Raw genomic sequence first — 21132 nt, 5'->3', positions numbered from 1 at the left:
CAGCGTACACATGTACTCTGAACCTAAATAACTAAAAATGCAACCAGACTATTGAGTCGAAAGACAGTAAAATAGTTCCCAAATAGTCGAACATAGAGTCTTTCATGATAAAAAACGCTCAAATACACTTCAACGATGCAGGCACCCCTGTTGCCGATAGTTTTGACGATGTCTATTTTTCCAACGATGATGGTTTAGCTGAGTCACATTACGTCTTTTATACTCAAAACCATATCGACGAGCGATTACAAAATCATGGCAAAGACCGATTTGTCATCGCAGAAACTGGTTTTGGTACTGGATTAAACTTTCTCAACGCTTGGTATCACTTCAACCAGCGTAGCAAAGACGCAAACGTTAACCAACTCCACTTTGTCTCATTTGAGAAGTTCCCCATCCATATCGGTGATTTAGTTAAAGCGCTACAAGCTTGGCCTACGCTTGCCCCGCTCGCCGAAAAACTTTGCCAACAATACCCAATGGCACTCGAGGGTTGCCATCGCCTAGAGTTTGAAAATGGTCAAGTGACCTTAGATTTATGGTTTGGTGATATTCACGATAATTTACCACAGCTAAGTTTTGAACAAGCCGGATTTGTCGACGCATGGTTTTTAGATGGCTTTGCACCGAGTAAAAACCCAGATATGTGGCAACAAAGCCTATTTGATGCGATGGCAAATATGAGCCGAGATAGCGCTACTTTGGCAACATTTACCGCAGCGGGTTTTGTCCGCAGGGGACTACAAAACGCCGGCTTTGCGTGCAAAAAAGTCAAAGGGTTTGGTCGCAAACGCGAAATGGTGGTCGGAGCGCTGAGTCGTGCCAATAAAAACGCCAATACTCCAGCGTATTACAGCACCACACCGCGTAAGCTAGAGAGTATCGCTATTATTGGCGGCGGTATTGCCTCAAGTTGTTTGTTGTATCACCTTAGTAAACGTAATCTCGGCGCAACACTTTTTTGCCAAGACGACGCGTTAGCCAAAGGCGCTTCTCACAACCGTCAAGGCGCGCTATATCCAAACCTACAAGCAGATCACTCGCCGTCGAGCGAGCTATACGCCCATGGCTTTTTATATGCAAAACGTCTTTACCAGCATATTGCAAATACAGGCTATCGGTTTGCACATGATTGGTGTGGCGTACTCTTGCAGTCCGTCAGTGAAGCGAAACGATCGCAGCATCAAAACTTAGCTGAAAAAGCAACTTGGCCGCATGACTTAATTCATGCCGTCGACGCTAAGCAGGCTTCAGCTATCGCAAATACCACGCTGCCCTACGGTGGACTTTATATTCCAGAGGCTGGCTGGCTAAACCCGGCAGAGGTAACGCAAGCGGTGTTTGATGCAGCTCACGCATTAACAGCGGTTTCGACTCATTTTAATACTGATATACAAAAGCTTGAAAAAACTGAGAGCGGCTGGCTGTTACACAGTGAAGATAATACGTTTGGGCCGTTTTCAGATGTCTTTGTCTGTGGCGGTGAGCACTCAGACCGGTTCGAGCAAACCAAACATGTTCCTTTACACGGCGTCCGCGGTCAGGTCTCTCATGTTGATGCTGGAGAAGAATCACAAAGACTCAATACCGTACTTTGCCATAAAGGGTACTTTACTCCCGCAATGAATGGGCAACATTGTATGGGCGCGACATTTGAAAAAAATAGCAAAAGCCGGGATCTAAAAGCCGAAGACGATGCGGTTAACCGCGCCCAGCTTGAACGCTTTTATAAAGACACGGGTTTAGCCGCCAGTCTTGGCGAAATCACCTCTGCAAAAGCCGCTGTACGTTGCTGTTTTAACGATCATTTGCCTATGCTTGGTCAAGTCCAGCATAACGATGAGTTTTGCTCGGCGTTTGCTAATTTAAGAAAGGGAAAACACTACGGTTTTGGGACACCAGCACTACCCTATCAAGGAATTCATATTGTTACCGGTTTTGGGGCACGAGGACTGTGCAGTGCTCCACTTACTACTGAGCACTTAGTTGCAACTCTACTTGGCGAAGCGAGACCGTTAAGCGAGCGCGTGCATCAGGCAATCCACCCAGCAAGATTGCTCGTCAGAGATTTAATTAGAAGTAAAATCTAATAAAGTGCTAGGGCATAACATCACCTTGATATTATGCCCTAAGTTATATACTCCAACTACACAGTAAATACCTGTCTATCTACGACTCCCCAATAGCCGTATTAATATTGAGATTCGTTGTAGTCAATACCTTTTAATATCATGAGAATATGACGACTACTCAAGGTTGCTAGTTGAAGAAAGCACGTAACAGCCAGGCTTTCTTGGGCAGCTTTTTCCTCGAGTACAAATCACCCGAACTGAGCCCTCAAGCCCTCGTTCAATCCACTGGATATTTAAAATCTTGGCAACACGGAGTAATTGGGTTTTCATATGATAGGGCACCACGCTCGCCCCACCATGGCTAATACAAGCTTGCTGTAACTCACCAATCAAGGCGTCGGCATCAATCCCTTGTGCATTAATAGCAGGGTTGAGATCAAGACCCGCGCAAAGCACCCTTGGACGATTCGCTACATCAACGATTTTTACTGATTCACAGCAATACAAACGCGGTTTGCCATTGACGTTCAGGATCGAAAGCTGCGCACTAGCACTATTGCTATCATCATGAAATTTACGAAATACGGCCCAGTGCTGACACGGATCGGCAACGCTACGCATATTACCCCATGGTAAAGGAATGCCATTGCCCCGATAAACCGCCTTGAGTTTACCCGCTTGATACGCATCAAAATAATGCCAATGTGGATAAGGTGAAACCGATGTCATTCTGCGCATTGCAACAGATGCCGAAATACCAAGTTGCTCATGGACGCGCACATCGTAACCTCGGCTTTCGAGTAACTGCCGAAATGGTGTACGGGGACACAATAATGCCCCTGCGAAGAAGCTCGATTCAAAATCCTGCCACGCGCTCAAAATATCTTGGGCATTTGGAGTATCATGATCGGGATTATCGTTACTTTTACGACTTTCTCCAGTAGTGAGTACACATTCTAAACCTTCACTATTGTGAAGCACGGCATGGCCAATATGAACAGCTAAATCGTATTTCATTCTCGCGGGATGAGCGTGCAACGCGCGATTTATAAACACCATGTTTGGCTCTTTGAAATAAGAAGTGATCATTCCCTCTCCGTCAGGCGAAGATTGCTCAAACCACTCCACTTTGCGACCTTTTGCTATCAAAATTGCCATGAGGTCATCACAGCTGAGATAGAGATTTTTACCTCCCACTTCATCGGCTGCTCGCTCTAAATCAGGAAAGTGGTTTTGATGGTGCTCTTGGTGGGCGCGGATCAAAAGATGCGCAAACTGCCTACCACTGATCCCCGCTTGGGACAGCATTTCTGGGATCGCAATTTGTAATATCTCTTTGGCAAAGAGGAAGTTGGGCTCTAAAGCCATTCCCACTATCCCACCGAAATTGCCTTTGTCTGGCGCTATCTCCGGTGCTTCTGGTTGACTGTCTAAAAACCACTCAATCGGTTTTTGAAATACAGTAGAGAAGTTTTCGAGCATCGCTTCACTTGGCGTGCGCTGCCCTCTTTCAATCATTGATAGGTAGGAAACAGAAGGTGCGCTGGCAGGATCTTCCTTAACACATCTAGCCGATAAGTCTTCTAAAGTCAGATGGTTACGCTTTCTTAGATTTCTTATTTTAGTGCCCAAAAAGTGAGACTTTCTAATTAAGCTTGCAACTTTTGCCATGATTTCACATCTCCATTTTTGTGAAATTCACACTGTGAAATTCTTTTTGTGAAATTATTTAAATATTTAACTTACACTCAAAATGTACACAAAACAACCAGAACATATTTCCCAATTGATGACAACATGAACAAGTGAGGTGGATCATGGCAGCGCAATTACAACCGCATACAGAGCAACTAGTTGACGATACCAAAGCACGACAATCGATGCTTGCAAAGCAGTATCTTGATGAACAATGTCCTTTAGAATTTGGTTCACACATGGAGGTGACAGACTATGTGGTTTACTACAATCACCTTCTTGCGTTTTTTGCCAACGGCACTCACTGTGGCTTAAAAAATTGTAGTCAGTTCGTCGCGCTTTGCGGTCACCGTGAAACACCAGAGGCTATTTTGTTAAAGCAAGAAGATGGCTTGCATATTGAAATCACCTTCAATCGCACAGGACTACTCGGTCAATTTGATAGCGCCCATATCGAAGATATTATCGTAGAAACACCACTGGCGTCTGTAGTCGGTAAAAAGACAAAAACTCAGCTACAAAAACTGTGGATGAGCTTTTATCACGGAGTGCAACAACCGGCAGGAAAAGCCTGTTATCGTGCCAAAAATGGGGATGATTATGAACTTTGAGTAAACACTCGATGATTTGTAATCAAATCGCTCAAACATTCAGTACGTTTTAAGCTAAGCTAATTAAAATACCGCTCTTTTTTCGACTGAGCACATGACTAAATTGCTTAATTTTCTAAAAAACATTAACTGGATGCTTTGGGCGCTCATACTTGGCATTTTTGCTGGCTTGGTTTTTGGTGAACGGTTATCATTTTTAAAACCTATTGGCACAGGTTTTGTAAACCTGATGCAAATCACCATTCTCCCTTATATTGTCGTCAGCCTTATCGTGGGTTTAGGGAAATTTAATCCCGAACAAGTTAAAAGCATTCTTGCAAAAGCGGCGTTAGTCATGATCTCCATTTGGGTGGTAGGTCTTGCTGTGATCTGGTGCTTTATTATGACATTACCAGCACATGACGCTGGTACCTTTTTCTCACCAGCACTGGTCGCCGCAGCTCCCGAGGTAGACTTCGTTAAACATTATATTCCATCTAATCCTTTTGCCTCCATGGCGGAAGGTAATGTACCGGCCTTAGTCATATTTTGTATTGCGCTAGGTATGGCGCTTATTTCTAATCAAAAGAAAAACCGTTTACTTGATGTGTTAGAAGTCGTCGGTCAAGGTCTGTCGGTTATTTCCAAGAAGATCATTGCCATCTTCCCTATCGGCATTTTTGCGATGACTGCAAGCACCGCAGGCACGATGAGCGCAGAAGAACTGTCTGAATTACAAGTGTACTGGGTTGTCGTTTTATGTGTCGGCGTCTATTTGATGTTAGTACTACTCCCTATGCTTGTTGCCGCACTCACCCCTGTTAAGTACCGCGATCTTATCATGGTTATGCGCAATGCGTGGATCACTGCATTTAGTACCGGAAACGTGTTTATTGTATTACCGGTGATCACCGAGGGGATCAAAGATCATTTACGCAAGATTAAGCAAAGTGATGAAAGCTCTGATCACATCGCTGAGGTGTTAGTTCCTATTGCTTACACGTTTCCAAGTTTAGGAAAACTTACCACTCTCATTTTTGTCTCTTTTGCGGCATGGCTTACTGGCAACCAAATCGGCATTGAACAAATACCCAATGTGTCTTTGTCGGCGATGCTAAGTTACTTTGCTAACGTGCATATCGCTATTCCCTATTTGCTCGATACCTTGCGTGTCCCGGCTGATACTTATCAGTTATATCTATCGATGTCAGTACTCACCGCAAAAGTGGTTTCACCAACCACTGTGGTATATATCTTCGCATTTGTATTTTTATGTATTTTTATCAATCGCAGACAATTACACTTAAAACGCGTGCGCTCGGTTTATTATTTAACGCTACTATCTGCATTACTCCCAGCATTTATGCTGTTGAGTTTTACAGCAAATAATTACCTCGGTAAACAAACTAAATCGGCCGATGAGGCCATAGCTAATATGGTGATCTCAGATACCGTCCCAGCTCATGTGCTTAGCTATGTCCCTAAAGCATACCAAAGTGGTGAGCTGTCTCTGACGAATATCGATGTGATTAAAAAGCGTAACCTGCTGCGTGTAGGATATCTTATCGATAATGTGCCATTTAGTTACTTTAATCAAAAAGACCAGTTGGTTGGTTTTGATGTCAGCCTCGCACATAGACTCGCATCTGATCTCGGGGTTAAAATCGAGTTTATTCCTTTTAAAAAGCCACAACTGGCAGAGTATCTCAACAAAGGATATTTCGATATTGCAATGTCCGGCCTTGAAATTAATATTGCCGACTTACAAAGCTTGCGCTTTAGTGACAAGGTATTGGAGCTGCAACTGGCGCTTCTGGCCAAAGATCATGATTTAAAGAAGTTTGCTGACAAGTCAGCCCTACTTACGCTTGATAAGCTGAATTTAGCTCACGTTGAGTATGCTCCGTTACTCAAACAATTAGCGCAGCAAAACCCTAAGGTAAAAGTGTCCAGTATTAACAATCTACAAAGCTATTTTAAGCACCCAGAAAAATATGACGCCTTAGTGATCAGCGCAGAGGCGGGCTTTGCATGGAGCATGTTCTACCCTGAATTTGGTGTTGTGGTGCCGGAAGGAGCGAGTTTGAAATACCCTGTTGGATTTGCCGTCGCCAAGCGCAATCAAGATTTACTGAGTTATGTAAATGCTTGGCTGACTATCCAGCATACCAATGGCCGTATTGAAAAAACTTATGATTACTGGATCTTAGGAAAAGGTAGTGTACAAAAGCAAACTCGCTGGTCGTTAATGGATGAACTGGAAATCGACCCAAACACACTCATTGATAAACTGAAGTTCTAATTAAAAAAACGCCGTCAGTTAACACGTTAACTGACGACAAGTCTACTCACTGGGCGAGCTAGCTTTCAAGCTCACTTTAACCTTAGTCAAACCATAAAATAAAACAAGTTTTTAACAAAAAATTCATCAATTTGATAACCGGCTTCGTAAACCACTACTGCGGCTCACACTTCGATTCATACCCTGCACTAATACTTTATATTGCGCCACCAATTCAAACTGCTGTTTAGCTCGGGTGATCCCTGTATAAATGAGCTGGCGGTTTATCCCCTGCTGCGCACGTTGAATTGGTGGTAGTATCATTGCCGTGTAAGCAAACTCCGAGCCTTGCGATTTGTGGATAGTCATTACATACACTCTATCAAAGCTCGGCAATCTGGCAGGATAAAAGCGCCTAACGCTGCCCTGCTCATCAATAAATGATGCCTGTAGCTCACCCTGTTCGTCACGTAAAATGATCCCGATATCTCCGTTAAATAGTTTCAACTGGTAATCGTTTTGAGTGATCATAATGGGCATACCAACGTAAAATCGCCCTGTCGGTTGTACCAATCCCATTTGACTAAGCTTAAGCTCTATTCTGCGATTTAATTCGTTCACACCGTAAGGGCCTTCTCGCACGGCCGCAAGCAATTGATAACTGGCAAACTCGCTATGTATTATGGCCTCACTCTCACCATGATGAATGGCAAGCAGGTATCGCTGGTATTGCTCCGCCGCTCTGGCAATTAAGGCATTGTAGGTTTCACTATTTAATTCATGATGCTGTATATCGCTATAACCTTGCCTCAGCACGCTGTCTAATTGCCGCTGATTGTTGCTGTTTACGGCAAATGCTAACTGGCCAATCCCACTTCGACTGTCAAAACGGTGACTTTTTTGTAAAAATGCCAGATTATCTTCCAACATAAAGTCAGTGCTGGTATCACCCGACTCAGGCAGGTTTTGTTTACTCAACTCAGCTAGCTTTGCTTTCAGTGCCTGACTGTAATGTGGTGCTTGTCCAAGCGTTAAGTTTTCACATAGGTCGCTGAGTACGTTACCGGTATCCACCGATGCGAGCTGGTCTTTATCACCAAGCAAAATAAGCCGTGCATGTTTTGGTAGTGCATCCACCAGCTTCGCCATAAGCGATAAGTCCACCATGGATGCTTCGTCGACAATCAACACATCTACATGCAGCGGGTTATCTTGATTGTGACGATAGTGCACGCTATTGGGAATAACACCTAACAAGCGATGAATAGTTTGCGCCTGCTCCGGCAGTAAGTCGGCAAGCGCTGGCGGCAGATTTAACCTCGATTTCGCGCCAATAATTGACTCACTGAGCCTAGCAGCGGCTTTGCCGGTTGGCGCAACTAGCTTGATGGTCAACGGGGCACTGTTATAAAGCGATTGTAAAATCGCAAGCAGTTTTGTGACCGTCGTGGTTTTTCCCGTACCGGGACCACCCGTGATGACACAAAATCGCTTAATGATAGCAAGCGTACAAGCCACTTTTTGCCAATCAATGTCTTCTTCATTGGCTGGAAAAAACGACGTCAACAGTGCACTCAGTTTTGCTTCGTCCAGCGTAACATCGGCTTTTGCCAACATTTCAAAGTGTCCTGCAAGCCTTGCTTCATAATTTGCTAATCTCGCCAAGTAGAGCTTATTACCGTATAGCCGAAGCGGCTTATCTTCACCGATTGCAGGATGCTGTGTGAGCGCTGCAACGGCTATACCTGTGCTTGAAAATGGCGACAACTCTACTGATCCATCCGCAATCGCGTAGCTGAGCTCAAACGGATCCTGATAATTAATACTGTCTAACTCTAAGCAGCTATGCTGACGTCCATGAGCGATTAATAATAGTAAAAATACATAGAAGTGATCGTCGTAGCCTTGCTGATTCAGCAATTTAGCTAATGCGATATCGGCTTTACCGACTCGTTTGTGCTCAAGCAATAACGCAATAAAGCCGTGATGGTCAAATGCCTCAAAGTCCATATTTAACTGGCTCATACAGACTCCTCAAATAATGCATCTAATTCTAATACCTGCTCTACGCTTAACTGATTGAAGAAAATCCCCTGATTGTCCGGTAATGCACGTAAAAATAAATAGTAGTTTCCACCTAAATGCTGCTCAGGGTTATAGTCCAAAAGCCGCTGCTTTAACAAACGGTGAAGTGCCACTGTATAAATCATATACTGCAAATGATACTGGTGAGACGACATCGCGGCATTGAGGTTATCGTGTTGATAATCTTCTGGGTTATCGCCAAGATAGTTGGACTTGTAATCGAGAACAAAAAACTGTCCTTGCCACTTGAAAATTAAGTCGATAAAGCCCTTCAGCATGCCTTCCACATCATCAAAGTTTAAAAACGACTTTTGCCCCGTAATATCGCTGAGGAGCTTATTCAGTTTCACTGCACTGAGCGGTTTAAGTGGCAAGTAAAACTCCATTTCAACAATGCAGTCGTCTGGTGATAACACACCAAGTTGTAAATTAGGATGTGGCGCAAGTGGTGCTGCCAAACAGCTTGTTATCCAACGCTCTGCTGTCTCTTGCCATTCAGTCGCAATACCAAACTTATCCAATGACTTAGTTACCGCTTCGCTCAGCGTAAGCTTATCATCGTTTTTGGGATAATTCGGTGCGGTAAAATCTATGAGTTCGAAGATTTCGTGCAAACAGCTACCCGGCTTGGCGCCCTTTGGAAAAGTATAAGCTGTTTTTTCCCGCTCTTGACGCTGCTCAGGTAAATCCAGTAAATGGTTTTCGTCCACAGCCCCGGCGGGTTTATCACCATGATGCGTGTGATAACTTAGCTGACTAAAGCTGGTAGTGCGCCACTGGCGTTCAATTTGGCCGGTGAAGGGTTTTGCAGACAGAGCCAAAGGCTTATCTTCAAGCGCTGCGTTTATCACTCGCTGTGGCTCTGCTAATTCATCTAATACTTCATATTCCATTCCCGAATGTGCGTTACATAACTGGCTTAAGGCACTTTGCCAAGCCTCTGCACTGTCGAAGGTTTCCGTACCAAACAAGGCAAATCCTAAAGCCGTTTTGTGCAGCGCAGACTTTTTACTGCGCCCTTGTTGAATGTCGTAAAGCCCAAGCTCGCAATAATGCACCGCACGCGTCAGTGCAACGTAAAGTAAGCGAATATCCTCTGCCAGCCTTTCTTGTTCTGCTTTCTCTTTGGCATCATCACTGCCTTTAAGGTCGACAACTAACTTATCCCCTTGGTGATAAACCAATGTATCAGGCTCACGAAATCCAAGCGCAAATGGCATAAAGACAATCGGATACTCCAGACCTTTTGATGCGTGCATGGTCACAATTTTCACCAGATTGGCATCGCTCTCTAAGCGAATTTGGCAGCTGTCACTCTGAGCATTATTTAGCTGCGATAAAAACCAACGTAACACACGCCCCGTGCCATCAAGCTCTAATTGCTTATGCTGTAAAAGCTCAGCCAAATGACGGAAGTCAGTAAGCCAACGCTCCACTTCCATTCCCCGCTGCTGCCAAATCACTGGCAGCTCACAAGTTATCAATAAGTGTTCCAGCATCGCCATCGCACCAGAGCGATACCACAGCTGTGTTAACTCACTAAATAACTGCAAATAACCTTGCCACTGCTGCTCATTAAACTGCAAGTCGTATAGCGCTTGGTTATTAAAATAAAATAATGGTCCCGCAAGCACGCCTCTGAGCGCAGCTTCGTCGTAACTCCCGTGCAGTACATCAAGCAATTGATACAACGCAATTGCTAACGGCTGCCTAAATACACTATCTCTGGCAAGGTACACACTGGCAATATCGAGTTGATTTAAGGCTCGTTTGATCAAGCTCGCTTCTATGCGGTCACGAACTAAAACACAGATATCCGCAGGGACAACTGGGTTTTCGCCAATCTTCGCAATCCCCGACTGCCCTTGCTCGATAAGCGCTGCAATTCGACCAGCGAACGCCTGGCTTAGCTGCGCTTGCGCGGCGCTTTTGTTAAGCGCTTCATCCTCATTTGGTAATACACTGAAGCGCAGAGCTGACGACTTTTTAGACGCGATAGTAAATTGCGCATCCTCGGCTTTACCTTGCGCGCTTACCTCAATGAAAGGGATATCTTTGTTGTAGATAAAACTATTGGGATGGCGAGTAAATATCGTATTCACTGCGGCAACCACGTCACTATCGGAGCGATAATTGGTTGCAAGCGTATACTGCCTGTCTTGCGCAACTTCTTGCTTTGCGCCGATATAAGTAAAAATATCCGCCCCGCGAAAGCCGTAAATGGCTTGTTTTGGATCGCCTATCAAGGTTAATGCCGTATTTTCCTTTGCGTAAACTCGGCTGAAGATCCCATATTGAATAGGATCGGTATCCTGAAACTCATCTATCATGGCAACCGGATATTGCAGTGCAATTTTTTCGGCTAAACGCTCACCACTATCACCCATCAACGCTTGATGCAGCTGCTTAAGTAAATCATCAGGAGAGATCAAGCCATACTCTTCTTTGTGAGCGTGAAGTAAAGATCTCACCTCGGCCACCGCCTGTTGCACTAACGCAATTTTAAGCCCACTCCTGACCAATTGATGGAGCTCTGCCAATGTATCAAAGTGACGAATGAGCTCATGCTCCAGCGGCGTGGTATTCTTTTTATATTGAGCAACGTCTGCAAGACTTTCACTGCCCCACAGTCCAAAGGAGTGATTACTGCTACCAAACTCAAACCACCACTGCTCACTGTTTACATAATCCTCAAGTGCTTGAAGATTAGCCTTTCGCCCTGGTGCACGATTGCCCGCAAGCCCTGCTTTTTTCAACACATTGATATAGTCAGCTTTGACTATCTCGGCCTTTAACCACAGTGCTAATGTTTGGTACTTTTCTCGAGCTGCAAACACCTCATCTAATGAAACTGAGGGTTTAATTTCGGCACTTTCTCTTGTTAATAAGGGTCTAACCTGCTTCGCCAGTGCATATGGCGTGGCAAATTGCTCTATCACAGCCAGTGTTTTTTCTGCGTCCAGCGGGTAAACAAAACGTCGCCAATGATCTGCCATTGCAGCGTCAATCAACTCACTTTCATCAAGAATAAACTCGAGGTTAAATGCGACCTTAGACTCAAAAGCATGTTGCTTCAGCATTCTTTGGCAAAAGCCGTGAATGGTGAATATCGCGGCTTCATCCATTGACTTAGCGGCTGCATCAAGGAGATCAAAGGCACGCTTTTTATCTTCAACTTGCGCCAAAATAGCATTGATCAGTTCATCTTTACAGACTTCACCTAGTAGCACGTCTCGAGCTTGAATAATGCGTTTTCTCACTCGGTCTTTGATCTCTTGTGTTGCCGCTTCTGTGAAAGTTACCACTAAGATTTGTTCAACGCTTAACGGCTCATGCTGCAGATCAGAAGTACGCAAACCGAGTAAATAACGCAGATATAAACCGGTGATGGTGTAAGTTTTCCCCGTACCTGCACTGGCTTCAATTAGGTTTTGGCCACTTAGAGGCATAGTAATGGGATTAAGCATCTCCATGGCGTACCTCCTCAGCGGCATCAAGAATAGGTGTTAACAAAGTAAGGCTAAGTGCACAAAAACGCGCTTCATGAGCTGAAAAATCGCTAAAACAAAGCTGAACATAGGGATCTTCCCCTTCTCCTCGACCAACATATTGCGGCTTAAATTTATTTTCAGCCTTTTTAATATCCTGTGTTTTGGCGTATTCCATACTAGAACTTGGGAAAAATGCCACAGGTTCACTCAGCGCTTGCTTATAAAAAGCCAGCCACTGCTCCAAATATTGTTGTGCTTGTGGCTGTGAAATAGTAGCAAAGTGCACGCTTTGATCTAGCCCAACAATATAAGTAGTGACTTCATGCCCATTACACAGGCCGCGCAGTGATGTAAAAACCCTTTAATCAAATCTTTGGCTTTAATACTGGCGCTACGATAGTAAACTTGCCTGTTGTCATACACACAATCAAGCCAACCAACCAGTATATGCTCTGCAACACCAAGTTTTAGCTCTAGAGGTTCCTTTGGTTCATTAAGCAACGGGGTCAATACGTTAACCATAGGTTCAACGCGGCTGAGCAGCCCCTCTAACTGTAGCTTGCCGATGTTTGCCTGAGGCAGCGAGCCTCGTTGTAAAATTTGCTCAAGATTTAAGGGCTTTTGCTGTAGCTGAGCATCCAGCACTTCATCTAAATATTGATAGCGCTCCAATGCATCTAATGCAAAAGGCTCTTCATCAAGTGTTAACGCTTCTATTGGTTTGAGTTTAATGCCCAGCGCTTGCTGATAAAATAACTTTTGCGGCTCACAAACGCCGCGCAGCAAATCGCTAAACTCAATTTCTGTGTCTAAAACTGGTGCTAACGGTTTTGTCTCATCAGCTTGCGCCGCTCTATGCTGCCAAAGCCAAGTACGATTGTAGCTCTGTAGTGAGCCTGCTCTAAAATGTTCGGGATTAAAAGGTTGTAATGGCAGCTGTGAAGTTAATCGAGTAACAAGCGACTGCTTTGGCATATCTTCAAAATAAAAGCTGCGATCTAAATATTCAGTCAATTCGCTGACTAGAACGGACGGCACTTGGGCTTCGTTGTTAAAGCAAGAGCGGCCAATATAACTGATATACAAGTTTTCTCGAGCACTGAGTAACGCTTCTAGAAACAAGTATCTGTCGTCTAGTTTTCGTGAGCGATCGCCTTTACGTCTCGTGGAGTGTGCGACTAAATCAAAACCAATAGGCTGCACGGTACGAGGATAGTCCGCATCATTTAGACCAAGCATACACACCACTTTAAATGGAATAGCACGCATCGGCATCAGCGTACAAAAGTTTACCGCTCCTGCTAAAAAGCGCTGCCCAACCCCTTTTTCTCTAACGCCTTGCTTAACCAAATACGCTAAGATTTTTGCTGAGACTGGCGCTTGAATATCGCCATTTTCATGGTGTTTTTCGATGTTCTCTATAATCTGCTCAAGCTTAAGCAAATCCCAACTCTGTTCAGACTCTGACGAGTAAAATAGCGCCATAGCTTCACGTAGAATTGCTGCGAAACTCGTTAAGGTCTTTTCGCTGCTGAGTTGTCGCTTTAACCAAATCAGCGCATCAACAAAGCCGATAAGCTTGTTAAGTACCACCACAGACATGCCTTCAACTTCATCTGCAGGATAAATGGATGCAAACGGCGTCTGTTCGTCGTTCGTTGCAACCCCTAAGAGCAGACGGTTGAGTCCATGTTGCCACGTATTTAGTGGTATTTTTGGCAAGCCATATTCGCTTTTATGACTGTCATTTAAGCCCCATTTCACACTAACTTGGTCTAGCCAATAGCGAATTAAATCAAACTCATGGCTTTCAAGGTTAAACTGTTCGGCGATCGGCGCAACGCCCAACAGATCGAGAATATCCGACACGCAAAAACGGTTATTGGGTAAGTCGGTTAACGTCACAAAAGACGTTAAAATAGGCCGCTCTTGCTCGATTGCAAGATCGGAAATCGCATAGGGGATCCGCTGTGTATCTTCACTGCTGTCAAACACCGCTTTAATAAATGGCGAATAGGTGCCCACATCAGGCATCATGACGATAATGTCTTTAGGCGTCAGGCTTGGATTTTGTTCAAACAGATTGAGTAAATAATCATGGAGCCGCTCGACCTCACGCAGTGGCGTGTGACAATCCTGAAAAACGATACTGGTATCATCGGCCATAATGGGTAACTTGCCCTGCTGCGAAACAAACCAATTTGGATCAGCGGTTAACGACTCTCCTTTAAATGCCAACTGGTAGATCTCTTGCTGTACCTGACCAAGCAAGCTGTCATCAAACGCGTCATCAAATCCATCAATCCAACTAGCATCAAGCTGCAATAATTGCTCAAAATAGTCACGCCCGAGCTTTCCCCATGAAGAGAGAAGTGGATTACCAATGTAATAATACTCGCCGTCTTTCGCTTCAAGCTCTGGCATCTTGGCGTATTTTGCCGCGACTTTAGCTTGAGTCTTCTCATCAACTAAATCTCCCCAGTAATGTTCACTGGGGTTAAAAAAGAATAAAAATACATTCGTTTTTTGGCCAAGCGCTTGAAAAATATCAAGCTGACTGGTCGATATGGCCGACAGTCCAAATATACAGATCCGCTCGGGAAGTTTGCCTTCTGGTGCATTGGCCAGCCCTTGCAGTAACTGATCGTGCATGTTGGCACGGTGATATGGACTTTGTTCAAGTGCTTCAACATGGTGGACTAAACGACGCCAGAGATCAGGCTGCCAAGGGGCGATGGCTTCAACATCCACATCTATAAGCGTATCTTGGCCCTGATCCCAAAGTTCAATCCACTGGGGGCGGTACATTAAATATTGGTCAAAAACGTCGGCAATTTTTTCACACAGCGCAAAGAGTTTAATCCCTGAAGGGTCATCTCCTAAATAATGCTTAAGCGCAATATATTGAGGGTTATCAATGCAGCCGGGTAATAGCGTAAATAGTTTCCAAGTCATATTGCTTTTATTAAAAGCAGATTCCTTGGGAACATCATCAATGAAATTTTGGTATAGCTTCCAAATGAAGCTAGATGGTAATGGAAAGTCGACCTGTGCACTTATTCCTAAGTGCTGACTCATGCCTAGTTTGAGCCATTCAGACATACCAGGAGATTGTACTAACACCACTTCTTTTGCAAAAGGGTTAGCGAGCGGTGCTGATTTTATGAGTGTGCAGAGTTGCGCCTGCAAGATTTCCATTCGATTCGATTGGATGATGTGTAACATGTTGTCTGCCATGCAGTTTAACGCTGTGTTAAGTGTATCTGAATCTTCCTATAAGCGGTAGTTATTGAGGTTAATGCGAGCGCGCTTGAATAGAAAAGCGACAGCCGTCGCTTCTCAGATAAACTGTTAGAACAGATCTATATCAGAACTCTCTTCCGGCGCTTCAATTTTATGCTCAGACAGCAACTCTTCGTAAAAACAAAGCATATCGCGACCGTTATCTTTTGCGTAATAAAGTGCTTTGTCTGCATTCTCAAGCACAGTGATGGGGAAATCATATGGACTAATGCGAGACATCCCGACACTGACGGTAAGCTTTTTTACGAATGGGAAGTGGGTATTTCGTACCAATTCCATAAACTCGTCCATCTTAGCTTTTATGGAGTCATAATCGGTTGGCTCAAAGACCAGTACAAACTCTTCGCCACCGAAGCGAAATAATAAGTCTGTGGAGCGAAAAAACTGGCGCATACGCTGCGCTAGCAAAAGTAACACTTCATCTCCGCATACGTGCCCGTAGTTATCGTTCACTTTTTTGAAGTGATCGATATCCATGATGGCAAGCCACGAGGTTGCGCATTTATGCACGGAGCGCACATCACCATGCCATACTGTTTTGTGTTGTTTGATAACTTGCTTTTCAATCAGTTGTTTTAAGCGCTTTTCAAACGTTTGACGATTCAGTAGTCCGGTGAGTTTATCGCGTTCATTTTCGTGAAGAATGGTGAGATAATTTTCAAAAATGCGGCAAAAAGCATTGAGTAGTACTTGATCTGCGCTCGACAACCCCGTACTGATAACCGCTATCGCACCAACCGGTTTTTCCTGAAGGCTAATTGGCACCCAACGGTGCTCTGTGCCATCTTTAGCCTGAACAGTGATGATGCAGGCAGACTGCAAGCAAGAAATTAATTCCTTATCGGGCTCTTTAACCAAGTTTCTTTCTTCCCAATCAAATTCCTTATCGGAGAGTTTCCTTAAGAGTAGGCTTCTTTCAATTGCGATCTCTCCAGGAACGAGCAGATCCTTATAAACAGCAACCTCTTTACAGCCTATGAACTCTTGAATAGTAGAGACTAAGCTGTATTCGAGAGAATCAACATCTCTCGTTTTTGTTATTTTGATAACGGAATTTAATAAATCTTCTTGCATGTCCGACGCACTCACAACTGCATTGCTGGCATATTATTACACACTTAGCGAACAAATAAACTCCAAAGTACTCCTTTATTCCTATCAATGTTAAAAAATAAGCTACAATCCAGTTGATTATTGATTAGCAAATACTTGAGGGTTAAACACTTAACCACCCTCAAGCTTAATTGATAAAGATGACAACTTTTGCATCAAAAGTTTTCGCTTTACCACTGACGCCTGCTTTAAGCTTATGCAATGTACAAAAAAATGCCAAACTTAAGTGTTTGGCATTTCTCTAAATTCGTACTTATGGATTGGTTTTAGTCTAGTGTTGCAAGCATAGATTCATCGTACTCTTTCACAGTCTGACCAGCTTGTACCCGCTCAACGTAGTCTGGGTTGGCAATAAATGGCCTCCCAATCGCCAATAAATCAAATTGTTGGTTTTGAATAGCCTCAGCACCTGACGCTGCAGTGTAGCTCCCCACACCAACTAACGTTCCTTGATAAATACTACGCAAATAAGCTGAGGCACTGCCGCCCAAATACTCAAACTCCATCGCGTCATCAAAGATACCCACGTGCAGATAGGCTAAGTTACGACTATTTAAGGCGGTAATTAAGAAATCAAATACCGCTCTGTCTCTTTGGTCACCATCCATGTTGAAGTAGGCACCGGGTGATACTCTCAAGCCCACCCTGTCGGCACCAATACGGTCAACGACCGCATCGGTGACTTCCAGAGCAAATCGACTCATATTTTCTGGCGTTTGACCATACTTATCTGTGCGCTGATTCGCGGCGTAATGTAAAAACTGGTCAATTAAATAACCATTGGCACCGTGAATTTCCACTCCATCAAAGCCTGCTTCAATCGCGTTTGCTGCCGCTTGGGCATAATCAGCAACAAGTTGTGTGATTTCTTCCTGAGTCACAGCTTTAGGAGTTTGATAGGTGAGTTCACGCATTCTTGGAACCGTACCCTCAATACCAATAGCCGACGGTGCTAAGACCTCTCCGTCAAAAAAGTATGGGTGCGCAACACGCCCAACATGCCATAACTGTGCAAACATTTTGCCACCTTCGGCATGTACGGCATCTGTTACTTTTTTCCACCCTGCAATTTGTGCTTGTGTAAACAAACCTGGGGTATTCGGGTAGCCTTGTCCATCAGGGCGAATAATCGTTGCTTCACTGATGATTAATCCTGCTTTGGCTCGCTTAGCATAGTACTTCACCATGTCATCGGTAGGAACTAAATCGTCACCTGCCATACAGCGCGTCAGTGGCGCCATCAAGATGCGATTATTGAGTGATATCGTGTTATTTAGCTTAACATTTTCAAAAAGTACCTGTGGCATGCGTGTCTCTCCATATTTGAATATACATTCAAGATAAGGATTCTTGAATCATTATTCAAGTTAAACCTTTACATTTTTTTCATTGTTATCAAAAATAGGGGGAAGTATTGGTATAATGGCGGCGTTTAAACACATTTGGTGCATTTAGGAAATCGATGAGAACAGCAGAGTTTGATAGAGAAACCGTACTGAGAAATGCCATGCAAGCATTTATGACTTATGGCTACAACAAAACCAGTATGCCCAAACTGACCGAAGTAACCGGACTCCATCCAGGTTCAATTTACTGTGCCTTCAAAAATAAAAAAGGATTGCTATTAGCTGCGATAGAACAATACCAGGCAGACAGACGAGTCCACTATCAACAGCTGTTCGAAAACAGCACCAGCCTTCGCTGCGCACTTGAGCGATTCTTACAAGATCTCGTCGGTGAGTGTTTGGGCGACGAGTCAAAGAAAGTGTGTTTGCTCACCAAAACGCTTAATGAAATTGGCGAGCAGGATGCAGAAATTCAAACGGCACTCAGCGCTAACTTGCACCAATTTGAATCACTGATCAGGCAACAATTTTTAATGGTTTGGCCCGATAGTGAAGCATTAAGTGAAGATGAAGCCACAAAGAGAGCGCGTTTTTTCATTATGTCTGTATATGGTATTCGGACTTATGCAGCGACTCAGTGCGATAGCTCACACCTAAATGCGCTGGCGGATAGGTTATTGGAAGTCTCTGTTTAAAGCCGAGGGCTTTGCGCTTGGCTAAATTGCTGTTTAAACACATCGTGTAAACTCTTGTCTATGTATTCGAGATGCCAATTAATAAAACGCTCGTCCATCGTCAAGCCCGCCAATACAGAATTAACCGCCGCTAAAAACCTCCGTGTAACGGATGTATCCCGACAAGCGATATGCCCAGTAATAAATGGAGCAAAACCACTAACCGCAATTGGTACGGGTTTTTCTGATGCGCCTTTCGCGTGGTATGCAATAACCGAAGGGTATTCAAGCAGCAACTCAAAACGCTTGCTCATCAACATAGAATACATTTGTGCTTCGTTTTCGCTGCCTTCTTTCACGTAGAGCTGATCTGGCGGCGTCTGCTGTATCATGGCATCGGCAATATCACCATATGAGCGCTCTTTTTCTACGCCCAACAACCATTTGGGATGACTCGTTAACAATGTCTCTAGGTTTTGCTCGGTTTGTGTAGACAACAATTGCGCGGAGGGTGCAGCAAAAACTTGTAACCCCAAAAAGTAAGTGGTCGGCTCAGAAAATAGCAATGTTTTACTGCGCGCTTTATTCACAACTAAGTTTCTAACGCACTCCCCCTCACCTCCTGCAATATTTTTAAGCGCACGGTCAACACTAGCATCAGACAGTGTAATCTCAAACTGAGTTAACTGGCTTTGCAGATAGGAAAATACGCGGCTTTCGGTTTGAACACCTTGAGAAGGGTTATTGTAAATTGTGATTGCTTGGAGCTGGGGCTGGGCGATTGAATAGCTACAACAAAATAACAAACCAATTAGTATGCCAAGTCTATTCATTGATACATCCTTTTATTTCCCGTTGAAACGTGCCACACACCGTTTGATATATAAGGCAGAGTATACAACGAGAACAAGCCCAAGATAAATGAATCACCGAAATTGATATCTACGGATACTTTTCACACAACACTATTACTTTCGATACTTTTCATAGAAAGAGTCAATTGAGTATTCAAATAGCGCTTTTATATGATTTTTAGCCTCTGGAATTGAGACAAGCTCAAAATCGACGGAAACAGATTTACCACCAAAGATGCCAAAAGTAGCAGGCTTAGACACAACATCCAAAGTCAGTAATCCGCGGTTATTTTCTATTGGTGTCAATTGGTAAGAGGCGGACTTACCGCCTTCATCGCCAAGTATAAAAAACAACCCGCCCCCTTCACCAAACTCCTCGAACAATTCCAATTCTTTGTCCCAAGGGTAATGATCAATAACATCCCAAGCCTCACGATAAGATTGTAATTCTTTTTCATGATTGATGAGCTCAGTGCCACCGTCACGATGTTGGTAATAGACCTTAACTCGTCTCACTAAACTTTCCTTATCCACTAACATCACATTTTTTGAGAATTTGCTGACGTAGAAAAACCTTCAGCAGCTTAGTTGACATACTCTACATTTGCGCCGCAAATACGTCATGTATTTTCTCTGGCGTTAGCTGGTTGAAATCACCGTCGTGATAGTTTTCGACATATTCAACGTTGCACTAAAGTTAAACTCGAAAAAGCGTCAAATATCGAAGCGAAGTTTGTAACAATGCTGGTCTTTATATATTTTTAAATTTACTGCTTTGAAGTAGAATTTTTCGCGTTCACTTCTCGCTGGAAAAGTTTCAAATTCAACATGTTCTTGAGCGTTAAATGAAAATGGAAGAATTAAAATCAAATTATTAAACTTTCCTTCAAGAATATATCTAGTAGTTTTATTCGTCGCCTCTTTACTTACTTCTAAAGACATTATTTGAGGTAAATTTACGTCTGGTAGTCTCACACCATAAGCAATTTTAGCCTCGTACTTAAATGAGCTGAACCCTTCATCAGAGAGTAACCATTCAATAACATTATCGAATAAATTCAGCTCATCATCAGGGAGTAACGATAGTAAGCATTTTAAAAGAGCCTTGTAAACTTTCACTTGAGAAAACTTTGGCATTACAACATTGAAACCTTTGTCGAGTGTTTCAAGGCCAGCCTGTATTTTTATAAAATTAAAATCTCCAGAGATCTTACGACCCCCTTTAAAATGAACTTCGTTAAAGCCATTTTTCCCTCTTATTCTAGTGATAAATGATGGTGGGATGAACTTAGCTAATTCGGCTTCATACTTAGCGAACTTTCTATTACAAAAATCACATTCATTTATAGTAAAGACACTTTTGTTTCCAAGCATTTCCGGAACAGATTTTGAAAGATACAGAGTGGCTTTTACAAAACCTACAAATGTTGGTATTAGTTCCTATTACTTTCTTCGGCCAATCCAAGTTATCTTTTTGTGTATGTAAAAATAAGCAGTTATTCAAGCTGGTTCCCAGAAATAGAAAGAGTTACGATATAAACACCTTGCATATATATTCTCCAATCGGAGTAACTCTCAAGCAGAAAAATATCATAAGCATAAATTGCAGGCACCCACTTCAAATGTGA

General features: G+C 43.5%; 12 protein-coding genes and 1 pseudogene. 4 read left to right on the top strand and 9 right to left on the bottom strand.

Going from position 1 to position 21132, the window contains the following annotated elements; translation table 11 throughout:
* Positions 1-104 precede the first annotated feature (104 nt).
* On the top strand, positions 105-2090 hold the full coding sequence (gene mnmC / locus B1L02_RS06205) for a bifunctional tRNA (5-methylaminomethyl-2-thiouridine)(34)-methyltransferase MnmD/FAD-dependent 5-carboxymethylaminomethyl-2-thiouridine(34) oxidoreductase MnmC (RefSeq protein ID WP_088530325.1): 1986 nt from the start codon (positions 105-107) through the stop codon (positions 2088-2090).
* Between the two features lie 156 nt (positions 2091-2246).
* Here mnmC and B1L02_RS06200 read toward each other — a convergent pair whose 3' ends face one another.
* A complete protein-coding gene (locus tag B1L02_RS06200; RefSeq protein WP_088530324.1) occupies positions 2247-3743 on the bottom strand; it encodes a DUF3612 domain-containing protein in 1497 nt (498 codons plus the stop codon).
* Between the two features lie 146 nt (positions 3744-3889).
* Here B1L02_RS06200 and B1L02_RS06195 point away from each other — a divergent pair, with 146 nt between their 5' ends.
* Together B1L02_RS06195 and B1L02_RS06190 are read left to right on the top strand one after the other, a co-directional pair.
* The gene (locus B1L02_RS06195) at positions 3890-4378 is read left to right on the top strand and encodes a malate synthase (RefSeq protein ID WP_088530323.1); all 489 of its coding nucleotides are present in this window, start codon (positions 3890-3892) and stop codon (positions 4376-4378) included.
* A 94-nt stretch (positions 4379-4472) separates the two neighbouring features.
* Entirely contained in the window at positions 4473-6659 is a 2187-nt protein-coding gene (locus B1L02_RS06190) for a cation:dicarboxylate symporter family transporter (RefSeq protein ID WP_088530322.1), read from the top strand.
* 126 nt (positions 6660-6785) lie between these two features.
* On the opposite strand, the gene recD is transcribed toward B1L02_RS06190, so the two are convergent.
* From recD to B1L02_RS06165, 5 genes and pseudogenes are all read right to left on the bottom strand, one after another.
* Entirely contained in the window at positions 6786-8663 is a 1878-nt protein-coding gene (recD, locus tag B1L02_RS06185) for an exodeoxyribonuclease V subunit alpha (protein ID WP_088530321.1), read from the bottom strand.
* Positions 8660-12196 carry an exodeoxyribonuclease V subunit beta gene (gene recB / locus B1L02_RS06180; RefSeq protein ID WP_088530320.1) on the bottom strand — a complete coding sequence of 1179 codons (3537 nt, stop codon included), beginning with the start codon at positions 12194-12196 and terminating at the stop codon, positions 8660-8662. The genes recD and recB overlap by 4 nt, the downstream gene beginning before the upstream one ends.
* Positions 12183-15439: pseudogene (gene recC / locus B1L02_RS06175) on the bottom strand (exodeoxyribonuclease V subunit gamma). The gene recB and the pseudogene recC overlap by 14 nt, the downstream one beginning before the upstream one ends.
* A 126-nt stretch (positions 15440-15565) precedes the next feature.
* Positions 15566-16591: a GGDEF domain-containing protein gene (locus B1L02_RS06170; protein ID WP_088530319.1), complete on the bottom strand. Its 1026-nt coding sequence runs from the start codon at positions 16589-16591 to the stop codon at positions 15566-15568.
* Between the two features lie 305 nt (positions 16592-16896).
* Complete coding sequence (locus B1L02_RS06165) at positions 16897-17937, bottom strand: alkene reductase (protein ID WP_088530318.1); 1041 nt, start codon at positions 17935-17937, stop codon at positions 16897-16899.
* Between the two features lie 155 nt (positions 17938-18092).
* Between B1L02_RS06165 and B1L02_RS06160 the strand changes: the two genes are divergently transcribed.
* A complete protein-coding gene (locus B1L02_RS06160) occupies positions 18093-18671 on the top strand; it encodes a TetR/AcrR family transcriptional regulator (RefSeq protein ID WP_088530317.1) in 579 nt (192 codons plus the stop codon).
* On the opposite strand, the gene B1L02_RS06155 is transcribed toward B1L02_RS06160, so the two are convergent.
* From B1L02_RS06155 to B1L02_RS06145, 3 genes are all read right to left on the bottom strand, one after another.
* Positions 18668-19483: a hypothetical protein gene (locus tag B1L02_RS06155; RefSeq protein WP_088530316.1), complete on the bottom strand. Its 816-nt coding sequence runs from the start codon at positions 19481-19483 to the stop codon at positions 18668-18670. The genes B1L02_RS06160 and B1L02_RS06155 overlap by 4 nt on opposite strands.
* A 135-nt stretch (positions 19484-19618) precedes the next feature.
* Positions 19619-20020 (bottom strand): hypothetical protein, encoded by a 402-nt coding sequence (locus tag B1L02_RS06150; protein ID WP_088530315.1) that lies wholly within the window; start codon positions 20018-20020, stop codon positions 19619-19621.
* A 198-nt stretch (positions 20021-20218) separates the two neighbouring features.
* Positions 20219-20878, bottom strand: coding sequence for a hypothetical protein (locus B1L02_RS06145; RefSeq protein WP_088530314.1), 660 nt, complete (start codon positions 20876-20878; stop codon positions 20219-20221).
* Between the last annotated feature and the right edge of the window lie 254 nt (positions 20879-21132).

It is taken from the genome of Pseudoalteromonas piscicida, assembly GCF_002208135.1.
GTDB classification, from domain to species: Bacteria; Pseudomonadota; Gammaproteobacteria; order Enterobacterales; family Alteromonadaceae; genus Pseudoalteromonas; species Pseudoalteromonas piscicida_A.
Note: the sequence above shows the minus strand (reverse complement) of the source record. Positions and strands in the feature narration are given on the sequence as shown.